This is a genomic window from Streptomyces sp. NPDC055815, assembly GCF_053616475.1.
Genome location: NZ_JBSHDU010000105.1, coordinates 1 through 26,465, shown reverse-complemented (window position 1 = coordinate 26,465; position 26,465 = coordinate 1). Strand labels below are relative to the sequence as shown.

Here is a 26,465-nt window from a genome sequence, read left to right as displayed (position 1 = left end):
CCTTTCGGGGACCGGGCCGCTCGCCGTCGCTGTTCAGGCCGCTTCGGAGAGGGGCGTCGCGTCGGCCCGGCTCTCCTCGCGCCGCGTCCGGATCGACGGACGTGCCGTGCTGCTCGGCTCCGACACCACGCCGTTGCGCTGACGCCACACCTGACGGGTGATCCACACGTCGAGGACGCTCCAGGTGGCCACGACCGTCGAGGCCACCGCGGTGACGGTCATCGGAAAGGCGAGCCACGCGCCCGCGACCGAACAGAAGAAGGCCACCACGGCCTGGATGAGTGTCACCGACGTGATCATCACGGCTCGCACGGCCGCGTTGCGCACCGGATCCGGCATCCGCCGTCGGCCCCGCTCCTCCTCCACCCACAACTGCCGCGCCGACCGCGCCTCGTGTTCCATTGTCCTGTCACTCCCCACCACTGAACGACTTCAGGAGTGGCTGCCCGTCTTGAGCCCCTTTACGCGGACAGGACCCTCCCCGTACTTATTGACGCACGAGAGAGGGAAAAGGTTTCGTCCGGGTGGGGACGAAGGTGCCCCGTATCCCTGCGGAACGAACAGTTCCAGCCATCCGTGCAGGCCGGAGAAATGGCACACCATCAGGTGTCCTACGCCACAGTGGCCGATCCCAACTCCCGTAATACCAGGACATCTCATGATCAACACTCACTCGACAGGCTGAAAATAGCTCGGACGCGCCTTCGGGATGGCCGTGATGCAGTAGTAGGCTCGCGCCGCCGTTTGTTGAAATTCAAGGTTGACGCCGCGTGTTGACGCCGGACGTCACGAACGTGAAGGACCCCCGTGGCGCACGGGGGCCGAGCTGGGGGAGGCCATGCGCTTTCGCGGGAAGTCCATCCGCAGGAAGATCGTGGCGTTGCTGCTCGTACCGCTCGTCTCCCTCACCGGACTGTGGGGTTTCGCCACGGTCCTGACGGGCCGGGAGGCCGACCAGCTCCTCGACGTCGGCTACATCGTCGAGAAGGTCGGCTACCCCCTGGAGGACACCGCCCGGGTCATCCAGATCGAACGCCGCCAGTCGCTCATCTACCTCGCCGACCCGCGCGGCTCCGACGCCCTCGCCTCCCTGCGCGAGACCCGCCGCGCCACCGACCGGCAGATCGCCCGCATCCGCGCCAACGCCGCCGACCCCGGCGTGCGCGACGAGATGCGGCCCGTCACCGCCCAGCGGCTCACCTCGCTCCTCGACGCGCTCGACGGCCTCGCCTCGCTGCGCCGCTCCGTCGAGAACCGCGGCATCGGCCGCATGCAGGCCCTCGAGTTCTACAACCGGCTCGTCGACCCCTGCTACAGCTTCCTCATCACCCTCCACGCCCTCGAGAACGTGGAGATGGACAAGCAGGGCCGCGCCCTCGTCGGCATCACCCGCGCGCGTGAGCTGCTCTCCCGCGAGGACGCCCTCGTCCTCTCCGCGCTCGTCGCGGACCGCGTCACCACCCAGGAGATCCGGGCGATATCCGACCTCGTCGCCAACCGCGTGGCGTTCTACGAGGTCAACCTCGAACTCCTGCCCTCCGCCGAGCGCGAGCACTTCGAGAAGTACTGGCGCAGCCCCAAGACCCAGCCGCTGCGCGCCGCCGAGAACGCGATCATCGAAGCGGGCGCCACCGGCAGCCCGCGCGCCATCACCGCCGAGCGCTGGCAGGACCAGGCGAGCCCCGTCCTCGACGACCTGGCCCGCGAGAACACCGCCGCCGGCGACCGCTACCAGGAACGCGTCAAGCCCGCCGCGTACAGCGTCCTCCTCAAGGTCGGCATCGCCGGCGTCCTCGGCTTCCTCGCCCTCATCGCCTCGATCGTCATCTCCCTCCGCATCGGCCGCGCGCTCATCCGCGACCTGCGCCGCCTGCAGAAGGAGGCCCAGGAGGTCTCCGGCGTCCGGCTGCCCAGCGTCATGCGCCGCCTCGCCGCCGGCGAGCAGGTCGACGTCGGCACCGAGGTGCCCCACCTGAAGTACGGCGAGGACGAGGTCGGCCAGGTCGGCCAGGCCCTCAACACCCTGCAGCGCGCCGCCGTCGAGGCCGCCGTCAAGCAGGCGGAACTGCGCCGCGGCGTCTCCGAGGTGTTCGTCAACCTCGCCCGCCGCAACCAGGTCCTGCTCCACCGTCAGCTCACCCTCCTCGACACCATGGAGCGGCGCACGGAGGACACCGACGAGCTGGCCGACCTCTTCCGCCTCGACCACCTCACCACCCGCATGCGCCGGCACGCCGAGGGCCTCGTCATCCTGTCCGGCGCCGCCCCCTCCCGCCAGTGGCGCAAGCCCGTCCAGCTCATGGACGTGGTCCGCGCCGCCGTCGCCGAGGTCGAGGACTACGAGCGGATCGAGGTGCGCCGGCTGCCCCGCCTCGGCGTGGGCGGCCCCGCCGTCGCGGACCTCACCCACCTCATCGCCGAACTCCTCGAGAACGCCACGGTGTACTCGCCCCCGCACACCGCCGTCCAGGTGCTCGGCGAGCGGGTGGCCAACGGCTTCACCCTGGAGATCCACGACCGCGGCCTCGGCATGAACCCCGACGCCCTCCTCGACGCCAACCTCCGGCTCGCCGAGACCCCCGAGTTCGAGCTCTCGGACACCGACCGCCTCGGCCTCTTCGTGGTCAGCCGGCTCGCCCAGCGCCAGAACGTCCGCGTCTCGCTCCAGACCTCCCCGTACGGAGGGACCACCGCGGTCGTCTTCATCCCGGCCGCGCTGCTCACCGACGCGCCCGAGACCCAGGGCGCCGGGTTCCGCCTCGACCGCAAGACCCTGGAGCGCCCCGGGCGGCCCGACGAGGCCCCCGCCGACGGCGGCGCCCTGCCCACCCGCAGGCCCGCCCTCACGAAGGTCCCCGACGTGACCGAGGTCCCCGGCCCGCTGGACGGCCCCGTGGAGCTGGAGGCACCGCTCGGCACCGAGGACTTCGACGTCCTCCTCGACCGCTCGGCGGACCTCCTCGACAGCGACAGCGAGCGCGGCGGCCTGTTCCTGCCCCGTGACCGGCGCCGCACCGGCCTCGCACCGGCCGGCGAGCAGCACGAGCAGGCCCAGGACCGCACGGCCGGCCACGAAGCCCCCGCCGACGGGACGCGCCCCGGCCCCGTGCCGCTGCCGCGCCGCCGCACCCCGACGCTCGTCGTGGACCACGGCCGCCGCCTCGACGAGCCGGACGGCGCCCACACGCAGCCGGACCGCGCGCACCCGCAGGACGACCCGTGGGGAGACCGCCGGGACCTCACGCCGGCCATGGGCCCGACGCTGGTCCCCGTACGCCCGGAGACTCCCGGACGCCCCGGCGGCACCGTACGGCCGGAGGAACAGGCTCCCGAGGCGCCGTCGCCGGAGCCGCCGGACCCCTTCGGCGGTCTGCCCCGCCGCGTCCGCCAGGCCAGCCTCGCGCCCCAGCTGCGCGAGACCGAGGGCCCGGCCGGCCGTGCCGGAGCCCGCTCCGAAGCCCGCACGGGCACCGGCGCGCCGGCCGAGGGACCCGACTCCTTCGAGCGCGACGCCGAGGAGGTACGCGCGCGCATGGCCGCCATGCAGCGTGGCTGGCAGCGCGGCCGGCGGGACAGCACAGAGCCGGACGACACGACAGCACCAGGAACGACACCGGAGGGGGACGGTCGATGACCGCACCGAACGCCGCAGCACCCAGCACGACCGGACACGGAAACGGAAACGGCGAGCTGAACTGGCTCCTCGACGAGCTCGTCCAGCGCGTCGGTTCGATCCGGAAGGCCCTGGTGCTCTCCAGCGACGGACTCCCCACCGGCGCCTCCCAGGAGCTGACCCGTGAGGACGGCGAGCACCTCGCCGCCGTGGCCTCCGGCTTCCACAGCCTCGCCAAGGGCGTCGGCCGCCACTTCGAGGCGGGCAAGGTCCGCCAGACGGTCGTCGAGCTGGAGGACGCCTTCCTGTTCGTCACGGCCGCCGGCGACGGCAGCTGCCTCGCGGTGCTCGCGGACGCCGACTCGGACGTCGGCCAGGTCGCCTACGAGATGACGCTGATGGTGAAGCGGGTCGGGGCCCACCTCACGACGGCCCCCCGGACCGGCCTGCCCTCGGGAGGGTGAGTGGGACGGCATGAGTGACGAAGCCGAGCGGAGCCAGCGGGAGCGGGACCTGACCCCCGGTCACCACCACTGGTTCGACGACGAGGCCGGGCCTGTGGTCCGTCCGTACGCGATGACCCGCGGCCGGACGAGCGCCGCCACCCGCCACCGGCTCGACCTGATCGCGGTGGTCGTTCCCGAACCCGCCGCCGACGACCCCGGCCGGGACCAGACGCTCTCCCCGGAACACGTGGAGATCGTCGAACGCTGCTCCGAGCAGCCCCAGTCGATCGCCGAGCTCGCCGCCGGACTCGACCTCCCCGTCGGGGTGGTCCGGGTCCTCGTCGGCGACCTCGTCGAGGACGAACTCGTCCATGTGACCCGCCCCGTTCCGCCGGCCGAGCTGCCGGACGTGAGCATCCTTCGCGAGGTGATCAATGGCCTTCGGGCGCTCTAGCCGCAAGAAGCCCTACGTCGAGCCGGTGACCCTGAAGATCCTCGTCGCGGGCGGGTTCGGGGTCGGCAAGACGACGCTGGTGGGCGCGGTCAGCGAGATCAGACCACTGCGGACCGAGGAGATCCTCAGCGAGGCGGGGCGGCCCGTCGACGACCTGCACGGCGTCGAGACCAAGACGACCACCACGGTCGCGATGGACTTCGGCCGGATCACGCTCCGCGAGGACCTCGTCCTCTACCTCTTCGGCACCCCGGGGCAGGACCGCTTCTGGTTCCTCTGGGACGAGCTGGCCCAGGGAGCCCTGGGCGCGATCGTCCTCGCGGACACCCGCCGCCTGGAGGACAGCTTCGCCGCCATCGACTACTTCGAGCGGCGCGGCATCCCGTTCACGGTGGCGGTCAACTGCTTCGAGGGCGCACGGCGGTTCCCGGCGGAGAGCGTCCGCGGCGCGCTCGACCTGGACCCCGAGGTGGAGCTGCTGATGTGCGACGCCCGGGACCGCGAGTCCGTGAAGAACGTCCTGGTGGCGGTCGTCCAGCACGCCCTCGTCCTCGCGGACCGGAGCCCGGTCGCCACGTGACGGTGCGGGCGGTCAGCGCACCGCCAGCACCGCCGAACCGTGCCCGAACAGGCCCTGGTTCGCGGTGATCCCCACCCGCGCCCCCGGCACCTGCCGGTCGCCCGCCGTCCCGCGCAGCTGCCAGGTCAGCTCGCAGACCTGGGCGATCGCCTGGGCGGGCACCGCCTCCCCGAAGGAGCCGAGGCCCCCGCTGGTGTTGACGGGCAGGCGCCCGCCGAGGGCGGTGGCGCCGTCCCGCAGCAGCTTGGCGCCCTCGCCCGGCGCGCAGAGCCCGATGTCCTCGTACCACTCCAGCTCCAGGGCGGTGGACAGGTCGTACACCTCGGCCAGGGACAGGTCCTCGGGCCCGAGCCCCGCCTCCTCGTAGGCGGCGCGGGCGATCGAGGCGCGGAAGGCGTGCGGGGCGGGGGAGACGGCCGCCGCGGAGTCGGTCGCGATGTCGGGGAGGTCGAGCACCGCCTTGGGGTAGGTGGGGGAGACGGTGGAGACCGCCCGGACCCGGACCGGGTCGGGGTGCCCGTGCCGGCGCGCGAACTCCATGCTGGACAGCACCAGCGCGGCGCCCCCGTCCGAGGTGGCGCAGATGTCGAGGAGCCGCAGCGGATCGGCGACGACCGCGGAGGCCGCGACCTCCTCGGCCGTCACGCGCGCGCGGTAGCGGGCCAGCGGGTTGAGCGCGCCGGCCGCCGCGTTCTTCACCTTCACCTGGGCGAAGTCCTCGGCCGTGTCGCCGTACAGCGCCATCCTGCGGCGGGCGTAGAGCGCGAAGTACGCCGGGTTGGTCGCCCCGAGCACCCGGAACCGCAGCCAGTCCGGGTCGCCGGGCCGCTCGCCGCCGGCGGGGGCGAGGAAGCCCTTCGGCGTCGAGTCCGCGCCGACGACCAGGACCACGTCGGCGAGGCCCGCGAGGATCTGGGCCCGGGCGGTGCCGATGGCCTGGGCGCCCGAGGCGCAGGCGGCGTACACGCTGGTGACCCGCGCCCCCTGCCAGCCGAGGGCCTGGGCGAAGGTCGCCCCCGCCACGTACCCCGGATATCCGCACCGCATGGTGTCGGCGCCGACGATCGAGCCGATGTCGGACCAGTCCAGACCGGCGTCGGCGAGCGCGGCGCGGGCTGCGGCCGTCCCGTACGAGACGAAGCTGCGCCCCCACTTGCCCCAGGGGTGCATTCCGGCCCCGAGCACGGCGATGTCGTTCACGACCGCTCCTCCCGTACGACGGGCCGCCAGTGCCAGGTGGTCCAGACGTGCTCGTCGTCCTCGTTCAGGACGCCGGGCACCACCTCGACCTCCGTCCCGACGGCGAGGTCGGCCGTCGACACGCCGGGCGCCGCCTGGCCGAGGACCACCATGGCCTCCTCCGCCAGCTCGACCGCGACCAGGGTGTACGGCTCCCAGGGCGCGTCCGGGTCGGAGACGTACGGGGCGGGCGGGCGGTACCGGCCGTCGGTGTACGACCAGACCCGGCCGCGCGGCGAGAGCGGGACCTCGGTCAGCTCGCCGCCGCCCGGGCAGCCGGGGTTGCGGCACCCGTCGTCCTCGCGCGGGAAGAAGACCGACGCGCAGGCCGTGCAGCGGGTGCCGAGCAGCCGGAACTCCGGCACGGTGTCGTCGGTGAACCACCCCGGCACCACTGGTCTGCGCGTCCGTGTCATCTCTCCGGCCTCCCGTGATCTGACGAAGCGTCAGAAGTGTGCCATGGGAGGCCGGTGCTGAGAAGGGCTCAGTGACCGGCCACCGACCGCCGCGCCACCGGGAAGTCGAAGAACGTCGACGGGAACGGCTCCGGCTTGAACGTGAAGTGCCACCACTCCTCGGGCAGGTTCACGAAGCCCTGCTCGGCCAGCGTTCCCCTGAGCAGATCCCGGTGGGCCCGCTGCTCGCCCCCGATCCGCGGATCGTCGGTGTGCGAGAGGGTGTCGAAGCAGTCGAAGCCGGTCCCCATGTCCACGGAGTTGTCCGGAAAACGCTCCTCCTGCGGCGCGGAGCAGTCCACGAGCTCCTCGCCCGGCACGTACGCGCGCGTGGGCGCCGCCGGCAGCCGCACGATCGTCAGGTCCACCGTCGAACCCCGGCTGTGCCCGGACTTCTCCGCGATGTAACCGTCCGCGAACAGCCTCGACTTGTCGACGAGCGGATAGAACTCCTTCTTCATCCGCTCGTCCTCCAGGTCCTTCGCCCAGCGCACGAAGTGGTCCACGGCCCGCTGCGGCCGGTAGCAGTCGTACACCTTCAGCGTGTACCCGCGCGCGAGCAGCCGGAGCTGCGCCCGGTGCAGTGCCTCGGCCGCGGGGCGGGTCAGGATGCACAGCGGCTGCCGGTAGCCGTCCACCGGCTCGCCGACGAAGTTGTGCTCGGTCGTGTAGCGCATCTCCTGGAGGATCGTCGGGTCCACGGAGCCCAGGGCCACGAACTCCCGCGGCGCCTTGGGCTCCGGCGCGGCCGAGGCCGGGGGAGCGGGCGCGGCGACGGTGCCGGCGACGGCGAGCAGCCCGGCCGCGGCCGTGACGGCGAGGGTACGGAGAGCGGTTGCGAGTCCTGTCATGCGCACCGTCTATCAGTAACGGCAGCGCCGGGAAAGGGTGATCGCATACGGTCGGGCCGTGAAGGACTCCCACTGCTCCGCGTGCGGCGCCGCCCACCTGCCCGACGCCGGCTGGCCCCGCACCTGCCCGGCCTGCGGTCACACCGCCTACCGCAACCCGCTGCCCGTCGCCGTCGCCCTCCTGCCCGTCACCGACGCGACGGGGACGGGCCTCGTCGTCATCACCCGCACCATCGAACCCGCGCGGGGCGGGATCGCGCTGCCCGGCGGCTTCATCGACCACGGCGAGGACTGGCGCGCCGCGGTCGCCCGCGAACTCCGCGAGGAGACCGGCATCCCGGCCCGGGCCGACGAGGTCCGCCTCGCCGACGCCCTGAGCTCGCCGGCCGGCCACCTCCTCCTCTTCGGCCTCCTCCCGCCCCGCCCGGCCGCGGAACTCCCCCCGTCCACCCCGACGGACGAGACGAGCGGCCACCACGTCCTCGGGGCACCGGCGGAACTGGCGTTCCCCCTCCACACGGAGGCGGTACGGAAGTGGTTCGGCGGGGAGTACGACCGAGAGTGGGGCGCGCGGTGAACACGGGGCGCGCGCCGGGGTGTGCGCGCCCTACGGATCATCCAACTCGCCCGGAACAATGGGTTGTTATGACATGCTGTTCGCTCGCCGCCGCCCCGGGGCGACGAGGGGGAGGGGAGCGTCCATGAACGTCGGCTGGCCCGAGGTCGTCATCGCCCTAGCCGGTTTCGCGGCTGTCGTCGGCATGTTCTTCGCCATCAGGCACAGGATGCGCAAGGCGACCGTCCGCATGCCCGGCGTCAGCGCGGGCTTCGAGGCCAACGAGGAACAGCGAGGCCTCGCGGACCAGGAGTTGCAGGCCCACGACTCCGTACTCAAGCGCTCCGAATTCACGCTGCGGAAGGGTGTGCGGACCGCCTTCTTCCGCTCGAAGGTCAAGCATTCGACGGTCAAGATCATCGGGGCCGACGGCACCGACACCACCGACGCCCCGACCGGCACCGAAGGTCCCTGACGGTCCGCACGACACATCGGGAACGGGGCCACGGGATGCCGAGCCGAGAACACGTCCACGTCGACCGCGCGGAGCAGCTGGCGCGGTCCGCCGCCGTCGTCGACAGGAGCGACGAGCAGCAGGCGCTCTTCTTCGAAGGGCCCGAGGGCATCGGGAAGACCTCGCTGCTCCGGGAGATCTACCGCCGCCACGCCGCGACCGGGGTCTACTACGTCGATCTGGAGCGCGTCGTCGAGAAGGACGACGTCCTGAGGGACCTGGCCCGGCAGGCACGCCGCCAGGACGTCCCCCTCCCCGGCTACCAGGCGGTGCGCTCGCAACTGGCCCAGACGGCGACGGTGAACGTGCACGACATGAGGGCGCGGAACTCCACCATCCAGATGGTCGTCAACACCTCCAGGGACCACAAGCTCCAGCTGGAGGCCAAGACCGACGCCCTGCTGGACACCCTGGCCGGGGATGCCCGCCGTCCCGTCGTCTGTCTGGACGGCTTCGAGCACTGCGAGGCGCCCATGCGCGGCTGGCTCGGGACGGAACTGCTCCCCGAGCTGCTCAGCCGACGCGGCACCAGCGTCTTCGTGGCCGGACGCCACGTGCCGAGCCTCGCGTACCCCCATGTCACCGCGGCCCGCACCCTGGCATTGCCTCCCTTCGGCGTCGACGCCGTCGAGGAGTGGATCACCACGCTCGGCTTCGACAGCCTCAAAGGACAGGCGGCGAAGATCCACCGGAGTCACGACGGCGTCCCGGGACTGATACGGGAGTTCCTCGACCTCCACATCGAACCGCTCGGAACCGGGTGAGGCTGTCATGAACGACGAGTTGGTGCTGCGCGCGTTCGACCGGTTCGACCGCCTGCCCGCCGACGAATGCCGGCTGATCGAGGCGCTGTCCGTGCACGACTTCTTCGACGCCCCGGTCGTCGGTTACACCGCGCGGGCGCTTGGCCTGGACATCGGCACCCGCGAGATCGCAGTGAACCCCTTCGTGCAGAAGGACACGCTCGCGCACCCCTGGGCCCGGGAGGGCGAGGGCGGGAACGAGCGCGAGGCGGAGTCGTACGTCCTCCGGGCGTTCTTCCGGTCGGCGCTGACCGACCGTCTCCGCGAGACGGCCCCTGACCGCCACGCCCGAGCCCATCGCCTCGCCGCCGCCTACTACCACCAGCCTCTTGAGCCGCTCCGGACCGACCGGCTCGACCGGTACGTCAAGGAGGTCCGTCACCTGGCCGCGGTCCGGCCGGACGCCTCCGTCACCCGGCTCGCCTCCTTCGCCCACAGCGCCCTGCTCGCCGGACGCGCCGAAGCGGCCGGCCGGGCCGCGACGGCGACGGTGAACGGCCTCGCCGCTGCCACCCCCGAGGAGCTCTCCCTCGCGACGATCGTCCGCTCCGTCGCGGAGATCCTCGGCGCGCCGGACAGGGCGGAGCACGGCACAGTCATGGCCCTGGAACAGCACCTCGCCGAGTACCCGCCGTCCCAGGACCCCGCCGTCTCACGGATCGTCATGCTCGCCGCCGACCTGGTCGCGTACTACACGGAGAGACGGGCCCCGGTGCTCTCCCTGACCGCCTCCGTCATGCCGGCGGCGGTGACCACCGTGGACCCGCGGGGCCTGCCCGCGTCGCCGGGCTGGGACGAGCTGCGCATGTTCCAGGAGCTCGACGCGTTCTCCGCCACGATCAGGACCCGCACCCACCGGCTGGAGTTCCCGGATCGGAACGTCACGCGCCACCAGGTCAGGACAAAGCTCCGCGCGGCCCTCGGCGTGGAGTTCCAGGCGGCTCCCAGCACACCCGTGATCGTGGACCTCGTGCCCTGGGACGAGGACGGATTCCTGGACGACCTGCACCTCAAGGACCGCAACGGCGGCCCGGTCAACATGCTCACCTCGACCAATGTGAGGCTCCAGATCGCGAGAGGCGTCCACCGGCTCCTCACCTCGGAGGGGGACACCGACGCCGCGCCGGGACGGGAGATCGCCCGGAGCCTCCAGGCCCTGGCGTGGAGCCCCGAGACTGACGAGATCACCTCCGTACTCCAGCTGGCTGCCCAGAACGGCGACCTGGACGACGGACACCGGTGGCGGATCAGCCGACTGGTCCGCTACATGCCCGTGGTGGCGCTGATCGACGCCCACACGGGCCTGTCGTCCGAGGTGAACTACGCCTACAGCGACAAGCCCCGGGTGGACCGGATCGGCTGGGGCACCGTCCTGGTGTCGACGGAGCTCGCGTTCCCCAGGGAAGTGGCTCAGAACCGGCTGCACGTCGTCACCCCGGCGGGACTGGAGGTCGCCGGGCCCCCGCGGGTGAGCGAGAACGCCGAGATCCGGCCGCTCGTCGAGGCCGACGCGACCGACGACGTCCAGGAGTTCGTCCTCGATGCCACGGAGGACGCCGAGAGCGCCTGGGAGCGCGGTGAGCGCCTGACGCGGATCAACGTGGAGCTGCCGTACGTGGTGCCCCGGGAGAACTTCGTCCAGGCCCTCGCCGCGACCGCCCTCGGCACGGCGGTCTCCGTGGCGGCCGCCGTGCTGCAAGTCCTGCTGGACCCGTTCGTCTGGGCCCAGGTGGGTTCGGCGCTCCTCGCCGCCGGAGCCCTCGTGGTCGAGGTCGCCCGCAAGGGCCCCCGAGGCGGCGAGGCGAACCACGACACCCTGTACGCCGTCGCGGACAGGCCCCTGAACAACGTGCGGAGGGTCAGCCTCGGGGTGGCGGTCGGCGCTCTCGCGACCACACCACTGGGCAACGTCGTGGGGTGTGTCCTGTCCGCCGCGGCCGGACTGCTCTGTGCCTTCCTGGGCGCGGCCGTCCTGACGAGGATGCGCCACCGACATCTGCCCGCAGTCGCGGGCCGCGGCCGTGCGCGGGCACTGAGCGGCTGAGCCGGGCCCCTGTTCGGAGGGCGGGGCGAGGCCTCCCCCCGCTCTCAAGGGGCCAAGGCGAGCGCCCGCCCACCAGCCGGCCACGCCGCCGACCGGGCCGCGAGGCCACATCCGTGCCCCGTTGGCAGGGCCACGAGACGTGGATCCGTAAGCCGGGGCACGAACCGGGTCCCCTGGCGTCAGCCCCGCCGGGCCGACCGCCCTCAGAGCCCCCGCACCACCACCGGCAGCCCCGCCTCCTCCACCCCGTCGTCCGTGACGCGCTCCACCACCACCCGGCCGTCCACGAGCCGCGACTGGTACCGCTCGATCGCGGCCGGCTCCCAGCCGTCCCCGGTGTCCCGCACGACGAGCCCGCCACCGGTACGCCCCGCGGCCGGCGCCCACACCTCGAGGACGAGCTCGTCACCCTCGCCCCGCACGGGCAGCACCGCCCCCGCCCGGGCCAGGACCGGCACCCGGGAGAGCGGCGCGTCGAGCAGGACCTGCCCCGGGCCCTCGTACGCCCGCCCCGTCGCCGTGTCGTACCACCGGCCGCGCGGCAGCCGCACCGCCCGCCGGTCCGTGCCCCGCGTCAGGACCGGCGCCACGAGCAGCGCGTCGCCCAGGAGGAAGGCGTCCTCGCAGTCCCGCAGCACCCGGTCCTCGGGCGTCCCCCACCACACCGGACGGACGTACGGCGCGCCCGTCATCCGGGCGAGCCGGGCCAGGGTCGTGAAGTACGGCCGCAGCCGCTCCCGTTCGGCCAGCGCCACGCGCGCGTGCTCCAGGACCTCGGGCCCGAACTCCCACGGCTCGCGCCGCCCCGCGTCGATCGCCGCGTGCGTACGGAACAGGGGCAGCCACGCGCCCAGCTGGTACCAGCGCAGGAACAGCTCCGGCGACGGACTCCCGTCGAAACCGCCCACGTCCGGACCCGAGTAGGGCACCCCGCACAGCCCCAGGCCCAGGACGAGGGCGAGCGAGGCCCGCAGTCCCGGCCACCCCGTCGACACGTCGCCGGACCAGGTGCCCCCGTACCGCTGCATGCCCGCCCAGCCCGAGCGGGAGAACAGGAACGGCCGCTCGTCGGGGCGCAGCCGGCGCAGCCCCTCGTACCCGGCCCGCGCCATCGCGAGCGCGTACACGTTGTGCGCCTCCCGGTGGTCGCCGCCCCGGCCCTCCAGCGCGTGCCGCGCCGAACGGGGCAGCGTCGGGTCGCCGAAGGGGACGAAGGACACCGGCTCGTTCATGTCGTGCCACACCCCGGCGAAGCCCTGCCGCAGCCGCTCCTCGTACAGACCGCCCCACCACTCCCGCACCGCCGGATCGGTGAAGTCCGGGTAGGCGCACTCGCCGGGCCACACCACCCCGTGCACCTCCTCGCCCCGCGCGTCCTTCACGAAGACGTCCGCCGCCGACCCGGCGTCGTACACCGGGTCGCCCGGCTCCGCCTTCACCGCCGGGTCCACGATCGACACCAGGCGCACGCCCTGCTCCCGCAGCTCCTCCGCGAGCCCCGGCAGATCGGGGAACCGCTCCCGGTCGACCGTGAACACCCGGTGCCCGTCGTAGTGGTCGATGTCCAGGTGCACGGCGGACAGCGCCAGCCCCCGCTCCCGGTACCCGGCCACCACCCGCCGCACCTCCCGCTCGCTGCCGAAGCCCCAGCGCGCGTGCTGCGGACCGAGCGCCCAGGCCGGCGGCAGCGCGGGCGCGCCCGTCAGCGCCGCCCAGCCGTGCAGTACGCGCGCGGGGGTGCCGACGACCACCCAGCAGCGCAGCGGCCCGCCCGACATCCGCACCTCGCTGGTGCCGGGACGGTCGTGCCCGGACCCGGCCCCCTCCTCGCCCTCCGCGACGGTGACCAGGCCGTCCCAGGAGTTGTCGTGGAACGCCAGGTGCGTACCGGCGTCCGAGACCACGAACTGCACGGGCATGGTGATGTAGAGCGGATCGTCCCCGGGGTCGAAACCGCCCTTGGGGTCGGTGTTCCACAGCCGGTACGCGCCGTCCCGCAGGCGCGGCCCCGCCGACCGCCCGCCGAGCCCGAAGAACCGCGCGTCGGCCGGCACCTCACTCCGCTGCACCCAGCGAGAACCCGCCGCCGGGCGTCCGGAACCGTTGACCGCGCGCAGGTCCGTCACCGGCTCCCACCAGCGCGGCGGCAGGTCCCGGCGCAGCAGCACCCCGCCCGGCGTCCGCAGCTCCACCGCCCCGTGCCGGGAGACCGTCACCGTCACCCGCTCCGACACGATCCGCCAGCCGCCGTCGGTGTCCGGTTCGAGGGAGGCCCGGGGATCCGCTTCGGGCGCCTCGCCGGCCAGGGCGTACGAGGGGAGCGGCTCCGCCCCGTCCCACCCCCAGAACACCGTGCCGCCCGACGACACCCGGACACGGAGCGAGGACCGGGCGAACCGGACGGTCCCCCCGCCCGGCGCCGGCTCCGCCTCCACCGCGAGTCCGGGCACCCTGGCCCGCTCCGCCCCCCGGGGCGGCAGCCCCCACGCGTCCGTACGACGCTGCCGCCACGCCGACCGCACCACCCGCAAGCCCTGCACCGAACCGAACACCTTCATCGAACGCAGCAGTTCCCGACCGTCCATGCAGTTCACCCTGCCATCCGCCGGAGGCCGAACCCGCTCCGTTCAGCTGCCGTTCACCCGTGGTGGGAGCACATGTTCAACTGCCTGACCATGGGCGGGCAGACCTGGTGCGAAAGACGATCACATGGCATCGTCCTGTCAGCCGCGTCACGCGCACACCCCAGCACGTGCGCGAGACACACGCAGACCCGCGTACAGCCAGGGAGCAGCCCTCATGACATCAGCAGCGCCGATCGAGCCCCTCTGGCAGCCGGACGAGGAACGCATCGCCACGGCCGCCGTCACCCGCTTCCAGGCCTGGGCCGCCGAGCACCACGGCGCCCCCGCCGAGGGCGGGTACCCGGCGCTCCACCGCTGGTCGGTCGAGGAACTCGAAGCCTTCTGGCAGGCCGTCGTCGAATGGTTCGACCTCCGCTTCTCGACCCCGTACGAGCGCGTCCTCGGCGACCGCTCGATGCCCGGCGCCGACTGGTTCCCCGGAGCCACCCTCAACTACGCCGAGCACGCCCTGCGCGCCGCCGACGAGCGCCCCCACGACACGGCCCTGCTCCATGTGGACGAAACACATGAGCCCACGCCGATCACCTGGGGCGAGCTCCGCCGCCAGGTCGGCTCCCTCGCCGCCGAGCTGCGCGCCCTCGGCGTGAACCCGGGCGACCGCGTCAGCGGCTACCTGCCCAACGTCCCCCAGTCCGTCGTCGCGCTCCTCGCCACCGCCGCCGTCGGCGCCGTGTGGACCTCCTGCGCCCCGGACTTCGGCGCCCGCAGCGTCCTCGACCGCTTCCAGCAGGTCGAGCCGGTCGTCCTCTTCACCGTCGACGGCTACCGCTACGGCGGCAAGGAGCACGACCGCCGCGACACCGTCGCCGAACTGCGCGCCGAGCTCCCCACCCTCCGCGCCGTCGTCCACATCCCGCTCCTCGGCACCCCGGCCCCCGAAGGCACCCTCGCCTGGTCCGACCTGGTCGCCGCCGACGTCGAGCCGGTCTACGAGCAGGTGCCGTTCGCGCACCCGCTGTGGGTCCTGTACTCCTCCGGCACGACCGGCCTGCCGAAGGCGATCGTCCAGTCCCAGGGCGGCATCCTCGTCGAGCACGTCAAGCAGCTGGGCCTGCACTGCGACCTCGGGCCCGAGGACGTGTTCTTCTGGTACACCTCCACCGGCTGGATGATGTGGAACTTCCTCGTCTCCGGCCTCCTCACCGGCACGACCGTCGTCCTGTACGACGGCAGCCCCGGCTACCCGGACACCGCCGCCCAGTGGCGCGTCGCCGAACGCACCGGCGCCACCCTGTACGGCACCTCCGCCGCGTACGTGATGGCCTGCGCCAAGGCCGACGTCCACCCCGGCCGGGACTTCGACCTCTCCGCCGTGAAGTGCGTCGCCACCACCGGCTCCCCGCTGCCGCCCGACGGCTTCCGCTGGCTCCACGACGAGGTCCGCGAGAACCTGTGGATCGCCTCCGTCAGCGGCGGCACGGACGTCTGCTCCTGCTTCGCCGGCGCCGTCCCCACCCTCCCCGTCCACATCGGCGAGCTCCAGGCGGCGGGCCTCGGCACCGATCTCCAGTCCTGGGACCCCTCCGGGAAGCCCTTGATCGGCGAGGTCGGCGAGCTCGTCGTCACCAACCCCATGCCGTCCATGCCGATCCACTTCTGGAACGACCCCGACGGCAGCCGCTACCGCGACAGCTACTTCGAGATGTTCCCGGGCGTCTGGCGCCACGGCGACTGGATCACGATCACCGACCGCGGCTCGGTCGTGATCCACGGCCGCTCCGACTCCACCCTGAACCGTCAGGGCGTCCGGATGGGGAGCGCCGATATCTATGAGGCCGTCGAGCGGCTCCCCGAGATCCGCGAATCCCTGGTCATCGGCCTGGAGGAGCCGGACGGCGGCTACTGGATGCCGCTCTTCGTGCACCTCGTGGAGGGCGTCACCCTGGACGACGAGCTGATCGACCGCATCAAGCGGACGATCCGCAGCGAACTCTCCCCGCGCCACGTCCCCGACGAGATCATCGAGGTCCCCGGCGTCCCGCACACCCTCACGGGCAAGCGCATCGAGGTCCCGGTCAAGCGCCTCCTCCAGGGCACCCCCCTGGCCAAGGCCGTCAACGCCGGTTCCGTCGACGACCTCGGGCTGCTCCACTTCTACGAGACCCTGGCGGCCAACCGCCGCGGCTAGGGCTTGTCTGAACGAGGCCCCAGGGACCACGTCATGGCAGGGGCCCCGCCGATCCGACCGGACCGGCGGGGCCCCTTGGCGCCTCGGGTCAGCCCTTCGGCAGCTCGCCGGCCGCCGGGGCCGCCGCCTTGGCGAGCACCGCCGAGACCCCCAGGACCGTCCCGGCCCGGCCGGCCGAGGTCGTCTCGGTGAGCACGGTGCGCTCACCGAGGAACGCCGACGTCGTACGGTCGAAGATCCACTGGGTCTGCTCGCCGTGCGCGGTACGGGCCACGGCGACGCCCTCGCGGCCCGCCGCGTCCTTCGCGGACGGCAGGACGGTCACCCCGGGGATCCGCGCCGCCGCCTCGTACAGCGCGGCGGTCACCGCCGGTGGAGCCCACGTCTCGGCGAGCAGGGTCCCGATCGCGGTGAACGCCCGCTGATCGGCGTCGCCCCCGCCCGCGCGCGTCTGCTCCCGGACCAGGCGCAGCAGCGCTTCCGGATCCGTGGGGAGCGCCGCCACGTACGCGTGGGTCGGGTTCGTGACGGAGGGCGCCGCCGTCTCCAGGGTGGTCTTCCGGGGAGTGGCCCCGGGACCGTCCAGCTCGTACACGGGGGCCTCGGAGGCGAGTTCCGTGTCGGCGGCGCCGGGCTCGCGCAGCAGGCCCGGCCGGCTGCCGTCGACGGAGAGCCACACCTCGCGCTGATGCGCGGGCGGCAGCGTGGCGGCACCGCCGTCGGCGCGGCGTCCCGCGTGGGCGACGAGGCTCTTCACATACACGTACCCACTGGGCCGCACGTCCGGCGCGGGAGCGGCGGCCGCGGCGAGCGCGGCACCGGACAGGATCCGCACGGCCTCGGGCGCGGCGGGCTGGGCGACCGAGGTGCCGCCCTCCCCGGGTGCGAGCACGGCGACACCGGCGACGATCGCGCAGGCGGCCATCGGAGCGGTGATCCAGCCGAGCCGGAGCCCCTGGCGGGGCCGGCGCGCACGCACCGGTCGGGCGGTCGAGCCGCCCTCGGAGGCCAGAGCGGTCCGCAGGACGGTGTGCCTGAGGTGCTGGTTCCGCTCCGCCGTCAGGTCGGGCACCGGAGGCGGGGGCAGCAGCTCGGCGAGCTCGGCACGCAGCAGTTCGTCCGCGTCGGCGTGCGGGCGGGGGGCGAAGGCGTTCATGCCTGGTTCTCCGGGGTGGGTCGGGGCGCGAGGCCCGGGCGGACGGACGAGCGAACGGCGGCGGGCACGGCATGGGCTTGGCTCGTGGCACCTGGCACCACGGGGGACACGGGGGATACGGGGGAGGCTCCGGGCGCTCCGAAGGGGCCCGCCCCGGTCACCGCGAGGGGTCCGGACGCGCCACCCTCCTCGCCGGCCGGCGGCTCACCCGCCGTTGGCGAGGCGCCGTGGGCTCCCGGCCGCCCGCCCGAGCGGAACGCGGCAGCGGCGGAGCGCTCCCGGCGCCGCCCCGCGCGCAGTTCGGCCTCGGCGAGCTTGCGGAGGCGTTCACGGGCCCGGGACAGCCGGGAGCGGACGGTCCCGACCGGGATGCCGAGCGCCTCCCCGGCCGCCGCGTAGTCAAGGCCCGCCCACACGACGAGCGTGAAGACCTCGCGCTCACGCCGCTTGAGCTTGCCGAGCGCCACGCGCGCGGCCCGGATCTGCTCGCCGTCCGTCATCCGGGCGAGGACGTCGTCGGCGAAGTCCGGCAGGACGCCGCGCTCGGGGATCCTGGCCAGCGCAGCGTCCCGCCGGCGCGCCTCGCGGGCCGCCCCGCGCAGGATGTTGGTCGCGATGCCGAGCAGCCACGGGCGCAGGCTGCCGCCGTCGGCGTGCACCTTCCCGCGACAGCGCCAGGCCTCCAGGAACGCGGCGGACACGACGTCCTCCGCGGCCGCCCGGTCCCCGCAGACCCGGTAGGCGTAGTGGTACAGCACGCGAGCGTGCTCGTCGTACGCCTCTCCGAGCGCCGCGGGGTCCCCGGCGCGGAAACGATCTCTCATAGGTGATTCCACATCTGGCACTGGGCGTCGGTTCGTCGGGGTTCCCGTGACCTGGACCACACACCCGGCCGATGTGGCCCAGGTCACGGGAACGCCCCGCCCGCCGCGAGCAGTGCTGGGCATGAACGATTCCTCGACACCCGGCGGCACGGTCCGCACGACCACCCCCGGCGACACCGCAACCGGTCGCACCACCCCCGGCCCCACCACTCCCGCCCGCCGCACCGTCCTGCGCAGCCTGGCCCTCGCCGGAGTCCTCGCGGGCACGACCTTCTCCGCCCTGCCCCCGGCCGCCGTGGCGGCGCCCGGCGCCCCCGAGACGTACACCCTGACGATCCGGCACCTCGACCGCGCGGGCGCCGCCACCGGTGGCTACAGCACCCACGTCACCGGCATCTCGGGCCCCGGCGCGCAGGAGGAGGCCACGCCGTACGACGCGTCCGGCACGGTCACCGTCCGCCTCCCCAAGGGGCGGTACCTGCTCGACTCCACGCTGAACGGCCCCGACCCGGCGGCCGGCACCGACTGGGTCGTCCAGCCCCGCCTGGACCTGAACGGCGACACGACCGTCACCGTCGACGCCCGTACGACCGCCCCGGTGGACGTCCGCCCGCCGGAGCCGGGCGCGCGCCACCTGAACAGCATCGGGTTCGTCGAGGTCACCCACGAGGGGACCACCCGCTCCGCGAACATCCTGACGGCGCGTGAGGGCCTGCGGGTGGCCCACCTCGGCCCGGCCTCCGAAGCGGGCTCGGTGACGGAGTGGTTCGACACCTACTGGGACGGCGCGCGCGCCGACTACGGGCTCGGCTACCTCTTCACCTCGGACCGAGCCCTGACCGGCCTCGTCCGGCATCCGGCGGCCGACCGGCTGGCCACCCTCAAGATCCGCGGAGCCGCCCCCGAGGGCGCGACCGGAACCGGGTTCGTCTCCGTCCAGCCCAGCAAGGGCCCCACCGTCGGTCTCGCCCAGTCCCTCGGACTCCCCGCCACCGCGACCGTCATGGTCAATCCGGAGCGGGGCCGCTGGGACGTCGAGTACACCGGCCCGGCCGCCCCCGAGACGCCGCCCAACCGCTACGTCGCGAACGGAATCGCGGTCCACGCGGGCGCGACCACCACGCACACCTTCGACAACGCCGTCTTCGGCCCCGCGCTCGACACCTCGCCCGGCGCCCGGCCGGCCGGCGTCCGCGACGGCGACAGGATCGCGCTCGACATCCCGCTCCTCGCCGACGGCGACGGCCACGCCCCCGGCGCACCGCGCTTCCACAGCGCGACCACCACGCTCCACCGCGACGGCGTCCTGATCGGCACCCGCCGGGGCGAGCCCGGCCGCGCCGAGTTCACCACCACCGCCGGAGCGGCCTCGTACCGGCTGACCGCCTCGGCGACCCGGGGCGACGGCGCGGCGTCGAGCGGGCGCGTCACCGCCTCCTGGACCTTCACCTCGGCCGCCGCCGCCCGCCCGGCGGCCCTTCCCCTCAGCACCGTCCGCTTCACCCCGGACCTCGCCCTCGACGGCACCGCCCCGGCGGGCGCGCCGCTCCGCGTGCCGGTCACCGTCCAGGGCGCGGCCGCCGAGACCGGCGTCAGGTCCCTGACCGTGTCGATGTCCGTCGACAACGGCACCACCTGGACCCGCGTCCCCGTCGTCGACGGTCAGGTGGCCTTCCGCACCCCGGCCCCCGGCCGGGCCGTCTCGCTCCGCGCGGAACTCACCGACACGCAGGGCAACACGCTCACCCAGACCCAGCGCAACGCCTTCCGCACCCGCTGAACCACCACCGACCGGACGCTCCGGGACAGGCCCACGCCTGCCCGGAGCGTCCGCGCGTCACGCGCCGTACGTCGCCTGCGCGTCCCCCAGGACCTCGGCGAAGTCCGCCGCGAACCGCCCCGCGTCCACGGGCGCGAGCCTCGCCGTGGTGATCCGTACGGCCGGCGGGGCCGCCACACGGAACCGCGCCCCGGCCGCGACCCACCAGCCCTGCGTCCGCAGCCCGTTGACCACGGCCGACTCGTCGCGCACGGGCACCCACACGTTGAGCCCGCTCGCGCCGACCGCACGGATCCCGTACGCGCCGAGCGCGCCGATCAGTGCCGTGCGCCGCTCCGCGTACGCCTCCTCGCCCGCCGCCACCAGGTCCCGTACGGCCTCGTCGGCGAACAGTCCGGCCACCGTCTCCTGCAGGACGTGGCTGACCCAGCCGGAGGTCATCACCATCCGCCGGTCGTGCCGCGCCAGCGTCACCGCGTCGCACGCGACCCCGGCCCAGCGCAGGTCGATGCCGAGGTGCTTCGACACGGTCCGCACCTGCGCCCACCGGTCGAGCCCCGCCGCCGCGAGCGTGTACGCCGCGGCACCGCCGACCTCCGCGTTGTGATCGTCCTCGACGACGAGCACCTCGGGGAACTCCCTGAGCACCGCGACCAGTTCGTCCCTCCGCGCGCGCGTGAAGAACGCCCCGGTCGGGCACTGCCCCCGCGGACTGCACACCACAGCGCGCACCCCGCCCCGCAGCGCGGCCCGCAGCGACTCCGGCACGAGCCCCTCGCCGTCCACGGTCACCGGGACCGCCCGCAGCCCCAACGCGGGCACCAGGTCGAGCACATGGTGGAACCCGGGGTCCTCCACCGCCACGGCGTCACCCGGCCGCAGCTCCGTCGAAAGGAGCCGCGCGATGCAGTCGAGGGCGCCGTGCGCGAAGGTCACGTGCTCCGCCGACACCCCGTCCCGCTCGAACCACGCGCGCGTGAGCGCCTCCAGACGCGCGAGCCGCGGCGCGGCGCGATGGGAGCCGTACACCGGGTCGACGGCCGCCGGGGGCCGCAGTACGGGGAGGAAGGCCGGGTCCGGAAAACCGGCGGACAGGTCGAACAGGCCGGCGGGCACGCGCGGGGGACGCCGCGAGGCCGCCGACGGCGCCTCCGCCACCACTGTCCCGCCCCTGCCCCTGGTGACGATCAGCCCTCGCTGCCGCAGTTCCTTGTAGGCCGTCGCGACGGTCCCCGGACTCACCCCCAATTGGTCGGCGAGCCGCCGCACCGGCGGCAGGGCGTCGCCCGGGGCGAGCCCGCCCTCGGACACGCCCCGCTCCACGGACGCGGCAATCCCCTTGGCCGTCGCCCCTTCGATCGCATATTGTGCTGCCACGTAATCAATTATGTATCAATACAAAGAAGTTGGCAAGGGGGACCCATGAGCCGCAGCACCGCCCGACCCGCCCGCCCACCCCTCAAGGACCGCATCCCCGGCGGCACCGACGGCCGCCGCATGCTCCTCGTCGGCTTCATCGACAAGTGCGGCACCGGACTCTGGTCCACGGCCATGGCCCTCTACTTCACCTACGTCACCGGCCTCGGCCTCGGCCAGGTCGGCCTCCTCATCGCCCTCTCCGGCGCCGCGGGCATCGCCGGCGCCCCGCTCGGCGGCCGCCTCGCCGACCGCTTCCCCCTCGTCCGCGTCATCATCTGCACCCAACTCCTGCGCGCCGCCGCCCTCCTCGCCCTCCTCACCACCGACAACTACCTGCTGCTCGTCCTCTTCTCCGCCGCCGGCGCCCTCCCCGACCGCGCCACCAACGTCCTCACCAAGCTCTACGCGGCCCGCATCGCCGGCCCCGACCGCGTCCGCTACCAGGCCATCAACCGCACCACCTCCAACCTCGGCTGGACCCTCGGCGGACTCGGCGCCGCCGCCGCACTCGCCATCGGCTCCGACACGGCCTTCCGCCTCCTGCTCGTCGGCGACGCCCTGTCCTACCTCGTCATGGCCGCCCTCACCCTCCGCTGCGCCGAACCCCCGGCCCCCGCCACCCGCATCGCCGCCGCCTCCACCGACCCGGCCCCCACGGCCGGGCCCTCCAATCCCTGGCGCGACCGCGGCTTCCTCGCCTTCACCGCAGGCGAGGCCGTCTTCTTCCTCCACGACTCGATCATCCAGGTCGCCCTGCCGCTCTGGATCGTCCACGCCACCGAAGCCCCTGTCGGCCTCGCACCGCTCCTGATGGTGATCAACAGCGCCCTCGTCGTGCTCTTCCAGGTCCCGCTCTCCCGCTTCGGCACCACCACCGACGCCGCCCGCCGCCTCCTCGGCCCCCTGGCCGGACTCTTCGCCGCCGGCACGCTCGCCCTCGCCGTCTCCGCCCTCGGCGGCCGCACCCTCGCGATCACGTCCCTGATCACCGCCGCCGTCGTCCTCACCTTCGCCGAGATGATCCACACCCTCGCCTCCTGGGAGATCTCCGTCGCCCTCGCCCCCGACGACGCCCAGGGCGCCTACCTCGGAGTCCACGGCCTCGCCCAGTCCACCCAGCGCTTCGCAGGCCCCCTCCTCATGACCGGGCTCGTCTCCGCGGGTCCCCTGGCCTGGCCCTTCCTCGGCGCCGCCCTCGTCGCCACCGCCGCCGCCCAGAACCGCCTCGTCCGCCGACGCCTCACCGGATCGTCACTGTCAGTGCCGAAGGTTACGGTGAGTGAGCACTGATCGGAGCGTCACCAGGGGGAGACATGAACCGCACCGGCACCACCACCGCACAGCTTCGCCGCGCCCTGCGCCGCGAAGTCCCCAGCACCGTCGGACTCCTCGCCGACGAACAGGACTTCGCCGCCATGCGCCAGTACGAGACCTTCGCCTTCGACGACCACGCCACCTACCTGCGACAGATCGAGGCCCTCCTCAGGACCCTCGCCGGCCAGGGCGGCCACACCACCGTCACCCTCTTCGACCCCGAGGAGTACGCGGCCTGGTGCGCCGAGACCGGCACCGACCCCGACCACCCCACCAGCCGCAGCCGCTTCACCGCCCACCTCGCCACCACCGGCGCCCGCGTCACCTACACCGGCCAACCCCTCACCACCCTCCTCCCCGAACTCGTCGACACCGCCGTCCGACAGGCCACCTGGGAGTACGCCACCACCGTCCTCGCCACCGCCGGAGACTGCGCCGACTGCGGCGAGGACATCGGCAGGGCCGCGTACGCACGGGCGGGCCGCCTCCTCGTACGACTCCTCCACGCCGCGGGACCGGGCAGCCACCACCTCGTCTGCAGCGTCCAGGCCGCCGACGACCAGCTCCTCGCCGTCCTCCACGCCCACGGCGCCACACCCACCGACGACACCTCGGGACCGGAGTTCACCGCCGTACTCGCCGCAGGCATCGCCCTCGCGGCACCCGGCGGCGTCGTCCTGCGCACCAGCACCCCCGGCGCCCCCGACCGACTCCACGGCTGGCGCCTCACGGACAGCACCCTGACCCCCCTCACCGAGGCCGAGGTCTTCGCCGCCTACTGCACCGACGCCCGCACCGGGGAACCCCTCCCACCGGAGCCCGGCGTCGACTACCGCGCCGGCCACCCCCTCGCCCCCGACCCCGACGACGACTGGACCACCCACCACTGACCCCGCACACGACGAAGGGGCTCCCCGCCACCACGTGACGGGAAGCCCCTCCCTCGACCACCTCAGGGGATCACTCCCCGGACAGCACCGCCTGCGCGGCGAGCCGCGCCTCGTGCGCCGTGTCCGCGGCACGCGCCGCGGCCGCGGCCCGCTCGCACTGCGCCAGCGTGTACTTCGCGAGCGTCGCCCGCACATAAGGAATAGACGCCGCACCCATGGAAAGGGAGGTGACACCCAGACCCGTCAGCACACACGCCAGCAGCGGATCCGAAGCGGCCTCGCCACAGACACCACAGCTCTTGCCCTCGGCCTTGGCCGCCTCCGCGGACAGCGCCACCAGGTCGAGCAGCGCCGGCTGCCACGGGTCCTGCAGCCGCGACACCGCACCGACCTGACGGTCGGCCGCGAAGGTGTACTGCGCCAGGTCGTTGGTGCCCAGCGACAGGAACTCGACCTCCTGAAGGATCGAGCGCGCCCGCAGCGCCGCCGAGGGAATCTCGACCATCGCACCGAACTTCGCCCGCAGCCCCGCCTCACGGCACGCGTCGGCGAACGCCTTCGCATCCGTACGGTCGGCCACCATCGGAGCCATGACCTCGAGGTACACCGGCAGCCCCTCGGCCGCCTTCGCCAGCGCGGTCAGCTGCGTCCGCAGCACCTCCGGGTGGTCGAGCAGCGACCGCAGACCCCGCACACCGAGCGCCGGGTTCGGCTCGTCCACCGGCGTCAGGAAGTCCAGCGGCTTGTCGGCACCCGCGTCGAGCACCCGCACGACCACACGGCCCTCGGGGAACGCCTCGAGCACCTTGCGGTACGCCTCGACCTGCTTCTCCTCGGACGGCGCCTTCTTGCTGTCGTCCAGGAAGAGGAACTCCGTACGGAACAGACCGACACCCTCGGCACCGGCCTCCACCGCCGCCGGCACGTCCGCCGGACCACCGACGTTCGCGAGCAGCGGCACCTTGTGACCGTCGGAGGTCGCACCCGGACCGCTGGACGTCGCCAGCGCCGCCTTGCGCTCCGCCGCCGCCTTCGTCAGCGCCGCCTTCTTCTCCTCGCTCGGGTCCACGAAGAGCTCACCGGTCGAACCGTCGACCGCGATGAGCGTGCCCTCGGCCAGCTCACCCGCGCCCGGCAGCGCCACGATGGCCGGCACACCCAGCGCCCGCGCGAGGATCGCGCTGTGGCTGGTCGGACCGCCCTCCTCCGTCACGAACCCGAGCACGAGCGCCGGGTCGAGCAGCGCCGTGTCCGCGGGCGCCAGGTCCCGCGCGATCAGCACGTACGGCTCGTCACTGTCCGGCACACCGGGCATCGGCACACCCAGCAGCCGGGCGACGATACGGTTCCGTACGTCGTCCAGGTCCGCGACCCGGCCCGCCATGTACTCGCCGGCACCGGCGAGCAGCTCGCGGTAGTGCGAGAACGCGTCGTAGATACCGCGCTCGGCCGTGCTGCCGACCGCGATCCTGCGGTCGACGTCGGCGATGAGCTCCGGGTCCTGGGCGATCATCGCCTGGGCCTCCAGCACCGCCTGGGCCTCACCACCGGCCAGATTGCCCCGGGCAATCAGGTCCGCGGCCACAGCCTCCACGGCCTGACGGGCGCGCCCCTGTTCGCGCTCCGCCTCGTCCGCGGGGATCTGCTTGGCCGGCGGTTCCAGAACCGCGGTACCCATGTGCCGGACCTCGCCGATCGCCACTCCGTGGCTGACGCCGACGCCTCGCAGCGTTGTCTCCATCTCACCCGTCTCCGATTGAGCGACGGCCCCGGCCGTCGCGTTGAATGTCGAACTCGCGGTCGTCACGAGGACGGACCGGCTCAGCTCCAGCCGAAGAGCACGTCGTCGGCCTTCACATCGCCGTCCTCGACGACATCGGAGAGCGAGTCCGCGGTGGCCTCCAGGGCCACGATGGGACAGATGGGGGACTTGCCGGCGGCCTCGACCTCGGCGGGGTTCCAACGGACGACGGCCTGCCCGCGCGCCACCCGGTCACCCTTGTTCACGAGCAGCTCGAAGCCCTGCCCATTGAGCTGAACGGTGTCGATGCCGAGATGGGTCAGCACACCGTGTCCCTCGTCGTCCACGACGACGAAGGCGTGCGGGTGCATGGAGACGACGACCCCGTCGAGAGGGGAGACGGCCTCCGCCGCCTCACGTACGGGATCGATGGCGGTACCGGGACCGACCATCGCACCGGAGAAGACCGGGTCGGGAACTGCGGCGAGACCGATGGCGCGTCCAGCAAGCGGCGACGTCACGGTTGTCATGGGAAGCCTCCCAGGGGCGGAGATTGTGTGGCGCCGTCACTACCTGTCCTGGACGGCGTACTGTTCAGAAGCGTATGTCATAGGAAGTCCCGGTTCCGCACGAGACGTACCCGTTGTGCGGAGCCAGGTACTACCGGAACGATTTGCCTCTACTGACGGTGGGATGTACTGTCGTACTCCTGCCTGACCCCAACGCGGCCTTGAGTCGCGGGTCGGCAGCACCTATCAAGCCAGATCCTAACCCCAGTGGTCTACACCTCTGCATGCTCGCAGGGGATGTGGTCGGGGGGACCGAGAAAGCCTGGTAATGTTCAACCCCGCCGGGAACGGAAAACGCGAAAGCGAATTCCAATCCCAGCAACCCGCTCCAGCGGGTGGCAGAAACGGAAATCGGATCTGCTAAGCTGGAAAACGAAGGAAGCGCCCGGAGGGCCTGGAAACAGGAACGAAGGAAGCGTCCGCACCTTGAGAACTCAACAGCGT

Annotated in this window: 22 protein-coding genes; 12 read left to right on the top strand and 10 right to left on the bottom strand. The window is 73.2% G+C overall.

Features of this window, described 5'->3' with window-relative positions; all coding sequences use genetic code 11:
* Window positions 1–33 precede the first annotated feature (33 nt).
* Window positions 34–402, bottom strand: a complete 369-nt coding sequence (locus ACWGN5_RS38115) for a hypothetical protein (protein ID WP_453523001.1) — start codon at window positions 400–402, stop codon at window positions 34–36.
* A gap of 436 nt (window positions 403–838) precedes the next feature.
* Here ACWGN5_RS38115 and ACWGN5_RS38110 point away from each other — a divergent pair, with 436 nt between their 5' ends.
* From ACWGN5_RS38110 to ACWGN5_RS38095, 4 genes are read left to right on the top strand one after another with little or no spacing between them, the layout of a single operon-like run.
* Complete coding sequence (locus ACWGN5_RS38110; RefSeq protein ID WP_453523000.1) at window positions 839–3,634, top strand: nitrate- and nitrite sensing domain-containing protein; 2,796 nt, start codon at window positions 839–841, stop codon at window positions 3,632–3,634.
* Window positions 3,631–4,077, top strand: a complete 447-nt coding sequence (locus ACWGN5_RS38105; protein WP_453522999.1) for a roadblock/LC7 domain-containing protein — start codon at window positions 3,631–3,633, stop codon at window positions 4,075–4,077. The genes ACWGN5_RS38110 and ACWGN5_RS38105 overlap by 4 nt, the downstream gene beginning before the upstream one ends.
* 10 nt (window positions 4,078–4,087) lie before the next feature.
* Window positions 4,088–4,513: a DUF742 domain-containing protein gene (locus ACWGN5_RS38100; protein ID WP_453522998.1), complete on the top strand. Its 426-nt coding sequence runs from the start codon at window positions 4,088–4,090 to the stop codon at window positions 4,511–4,513.
* Window positions 4,494–5,093, top strand: a complete 600-nt coding sequence (locus ACWGN5_RS38095) for a GTP-binding protein (RefSeq protein ID WP_453522997.1) — start codon at window positions 4,494–4,496, stop codon at window positions 5,091–5,093. The genes ACWGN5_RS38100 and ACWGN5_RS38095 overlap by 20 nt, the downstream gene beginning before the upstream one ends.
* Window positions 5,094–5,105: 12 nt before the next feature.
* Here ACWGN5_RS38095 and ACWGN5_RS38090 read toward each other — a convergent pair whose 3' ends face one another.
* From ACWGN5_RS38090 to ACWGN5_RS38080, 3 genes are all read right to left on the bottom strand, one after another.
* Window positions 5,106–6,263 carry a lipid-transfer protein gene (locus ACWGN5_RS38090; protein WP_453523002.1) on the bottom strand — a complete coding sequence of 386 codons (1,158 nt, stop codon included), beginning with the start codon at window positions 6,261–6,263 and terminating at the stop codon, window positions 5,106–5,108.
* A 26-nt stretch (window positions 6,264–6,289) separates the two neighbouring features.
* Complete coding sequence (locus ACWGN5_RS38085) at window positions 6,290–6,748, bottom strand: Zn-ribbon domain-containing OB-fold protein (RefSeq protein ID WP_453522996.1); 459 nt, start codon at window positions 6,746–6,748, stop codon at window positions 6,290–6,292.
* Between the two features lie 68 nt (window positions 6,749–6,816).
* The gene (locus tag ACWGN5_RS38080; protein ID WP_453522995.1) at window positions 6,817–7,638 is read right to left on the bottom strand and encodes a M15 family metallopeptidase; all 822 of its coding nucleotides are present in this window, start codon (window positions 7,636–7,638) and stop codon (window positions 6,817–6,819) included.
* Window positions 7,639–7,696: 58 nt separating this feature from the next.
* On the opposite strand from ACWGN5_RS38080, the gene ACWGN5_RS38075 reads away from it, so the two are divergent.
* The 4 genes from ACWGN5_RS38075 to ACWGN5_RS38060 all read left to right on the top strand — a co-directional run bounded on the left by ACWGN5_RS38075 (window position 7,697) and on the right by ACWGN5_RS38060 (window position 11,555).
* Window positions 7,697–8,215, top strand: a complete 519-nt coding sequence (locus ACWGN5_RS38075) for an NUDIX domain-containing protein (protein WP_453522994.1) — start codon at window positions 7,697–7,699, stop codon at window positions 8,213–8,215.
* A 124-nt stretch (window positions 8,216–8,339) separates the two neighbouring features.
* Entirely contained in the window at window positions 8,340–8,669 is a 330-nt protein-coding gene (locus ACWGN5_RS38070) for a hypothetical protein (RefSeq protein WP_453522993.1), read from the top strand.
* Between the two features lie 35 nt (window positions 8,670–8,704).
* A complete protein-coding gene (locus tag ACWGN5_RS38065; RefSeq protein ID WP_453522992.1) occupies window positions 8,705–9,472 on the top strand; it encodes an ATP-binding protein in 768 nt (255 codons plus the stop codon).
* Window positions 9,473–9,479: 7 nt separating this feature from the next.
* Window positions 9,480–11,555 (top strand): hypothetical protein, encoded by a 2,076-nt coding sequence (locus tag ACWGN5_RS38060; RefSeq protein WP_453522991.1) that lies wholly within the window; start codon window positions 9,480–9,482, stop codon window positions 11,553–11,555.
* A gap of 203 nt (window positions 11,556–11,758) precedes the next feature.
* Here the strand turns inward: ACWGN5_RS38060 and ACWGN5_RS38055 are convergent, their stop codons facing one another.
* A complete protein-coding gene (locus tag ACWGN5_RS38055) occupies window positions 11,759–14,140 on the bottom strand; it encodes a glycoside hydrolase family 31 protein (RefSeq protein WP_453522990.1) in 2,382 nt (793 codons plus the stop codon).
* A 214-nt stretch (window positions 14,141–14,354) separates the two neighbouring features.
* Here ACWGN5_RS38055 and ACWGN5_RS38050 point away from each other — a divergent pair, with 214 nt between their 5' ends.
* Window positions 14,355–16,328, top strand: coding sequence for an acetoacetate--CoA ligase (locus tag ACWGN5_RS38050; RefSeq protein ID WP_453522989.1), 1,974 nt, complete (start codon window positions 14,355–14,357; stop codon window positions 16,326–16,328).
* An 88-nt stretch (window positions 16,329–16,416) separates the two neighbouring features.
* Here ACWGN5_RS38050 and ACWGN5_RS38045 read toward each other — a convergent pair whose 3' ends face one another.
* Window positions 16,417–17,484 carry a CU044_5270 family protein gene (locus ACWGN5_RS38045; RefSeq protein ID WP_453522988.1) on the bottom strand — a complete coding sequence of 356 codons (1,068 nt, stop codon included), beginning with the start codon at window positions 17,482–17,484 and terminating at the stop codon, window positions 16,417–16,419.
* Window positions 17,481–18,308, bottom strand: coding sequence for an RNA polymerase sigma factor (locus ACWGN5_RS38040; RefSeq protein WP_453522987.1), 828 nt, complete (start codon window positions 18,306–18,308; stop codon window positions 17,481–17,483). Before ACWGN5_RS38040 ends, ACWGN5_RS38045 begins: the two co-directional genes overlap by 4 nt.
* 121 nt (window positions 18,309–18,429) lie before the next feature.
* Here ACWGN5_RS38040 and ACWGN5_RS38035 point away from each other — a divergent pair, with 121 nt between their 5' ends.
* The gene (locus ACWGN5_RS38035; RefSeq protein WP_453522986.1) at window positions 18,430–20,088 is read left to right on the top strand and encodes a serine protease; all 1,659 of its coding nucleotides are present in this window, start codon (window positions 18,430–18,432) and stop codon (window positions 20,086–20,088) included.
* Window positions 20,089–20,145: 57 nt separating this feature from the next.
* Here ACWGN5_RS38035 and ACWGN5_RS38030 read toward each other — a convergent pair whose 3' ends face one another.
* On the bottom strand, window positions 20,146–21,465 hold the full coding sequence (locus ACWGN5_RS38030; RefSeq protein ID WP_453522985.1) for an aminotransferase class I/II-fold pyridoxal phosphate-dependent enzyme: 1,320 nt from the start codon (window positions 21,463–21,465) through the stop codon (window positions 20,146–20,148).
* A gap of 45 nt (window positions 21,466–21,510) precedes the next feature.
* On the opposite strand from ACWGN5_RS38030, the gene ACWGN5_RS38025 reads away from it, so the two are divergent.
* Together ACWGN5_RS38025 and ACWGN5_RS38020 are read left to right on the top strand one after the other, a co-directional pair.
* Window positions 21,511–22,797: an MFS transporter gene (locus ACWGN5_RS38025; protein WP_453522984.1), complete on the top strand. Its 1,287-nt coding sequence runs from the start codon at window positions 21,511–21,513 to the stop codon at window positions 22,795–22,797.
* A gap of 23 nt (window positions 22,798–22,820) precedes the next feature.
* Window positions 22,821–23,711 carry a hypothetical protein gene (locus ACWGN5_RS38020; protein ID WP_453522983.1) on the top strand — a complete coding sequence of 297 codons (891 nt, stop codon included), beginning with the start codon at window positions 22,821–22,823 and terminating at the stop codon, window positions 23,709–23,711.
* A 70-nt stretch (window positions 23,712–23,781) separates the two neighbouring features.
* Here ACWGN5_RS38020 and ptsP read toward each other — a convergent pair whose 3' ends face one another.
* Window positions 23,782–25,452, bottom strand: a complete 1,671-nt coding sequence (ptsP, locus tag ACWGN5_RS38015; protein ID WP_453522982.1) for a phosphoenolpyruvate--protein phosphotransferase — start codon at window positions 25,450–25,452, stop codon at window positions 23,782–23,784.
* A gap of 80 nt (window positions 25,453–25,532) precedes the next feature.
* Window positions 25,533–25,982 carry a PTS sugar transporter subunit IIA gene (locus tag ACWGN5_RS38010; RefSeq protein WP_453522981.1) on the bottom strand — a complete coding sequence of 150 codons (450 nt, stop codon included), beginning with the start codon at window positions 25,980–25,982 and terminating at the stop codon, window positions 25,533–25,535.
* Window positions 25,983–26,465: the final 483 nt, after the last annotated feature.